At 60.2% G+C, this 1,063-nt stretch carries 1 protein-coding gene and 1 pseudogene; both read left to right on the forward strand.

Features of this window, described 5'->3' with window-relative positions; translation table 11 throughout:
- Positions 1-438, forward strand: a pseudogene (locus B3605_RS25035) (threonine synthase); the annotation flags it as partial.
- 27 nt (positions 439-465) lie between these two features.
- The coding region (locus tag B3605_RS25040; RefSeq protein ID WP_296436817.1) for a M16 family metallopeptidase at positions 466-1,063 on the forward strand (598 nt) is incomplete at its 3' end.

Here is a 1,063-nt window from a genome sequence, read left to right on the forward strand (position 1 = left end):
CTGCTGTTCGAGGCCTATGGCCGCGATGCGTCGAAGGTTCGTGCCGCCATGGACAGCCTGAAGCAGTCTAGCGGTTTCGACATTTCCGCCGATGCCATGTCCTTCATCAAGAAGGATTTCCGCGCCGGCCGCGCCAGCGAAAAGCAGGTGGCCGAGACGATCAAGACCACGCTCGAAAAGACCGGCTACCTGCTCGATCCGCATTCGGCGATCGGCGTTTTCGTGGCTGACAAGCATGAAAAGGCCAATTCTCCGATGGTGACGCTTGCCACCGCGCATCCGGCTAAGTTCCCCGCCGCCGTAAAATCCGCATCCGGTATTGACCCCGCGCTTCCGACGTGGCTTGCTGATTTGATGGACAAGGAGGAGCGCTTTCAGATCGTTAAGCCCGAGCTCAAAGAGGTAGAAACATTTATCGACGAGCATTCCCGGGCCTAATCGGCGGAAGGCGCAGAAAGATAGCCAATGACAGTTGAGTGCACCCGGCTCAAATCCGGGCTGACAGTAGTGACACAGACCATGCCGCATCTCGAAAGTGCAGCACTCGGGGTCTGGATCAAATCAGGTTCGCGCAACGAGACGACAGACGAGCACGGGATTGCCCACCTGCTCGAACACATGGCCTTCAAGGGAACTGCGCGCCGCAGCGCCCGCGAGATCGCCGAACAGATCGAGGATGTCGGTGGCGAAGTAAACGCCGCCACCTCGACCGAAACGACCTCCTACTACGCGCGCGTCCTGAAAGACCACGTGCCGCTCGCCGTCGATATCCTGGCTGACATCCTCACCGAATCCGCTTTCGAAGAGGAAGAGCTGGAGCGTGAGAAGCAGGTCATCCTGCAGGAAATCAACGCCGCCAACGACACGCCCGATGATGTGGTGTTCGACCGGTTTTCCGAAGTCGCCTATCGCGACCAGACGCTCGGCCGCGCCATTCTCGGCACGCCGCAGACGGTGGTCTCCTTCACGCCGCAGCAGATCCGCGGCTACCTCAGCCGCAACTACACGACCGACCGCATGTTCGTGGTCGCAGCCGGCGCCGTGCAGCATGACGAGTTCGTGC

The sequence above is a fragment of the Rhizobium sp. UBA1881 genome (assembly GCF_002338015.1).
Classification (GTDB): domain Bacteria; phylum Pseudomonadota; class Alphaproteobacteria; order Rhizobiales; family Rhizobiaceae; genus Rhizobium.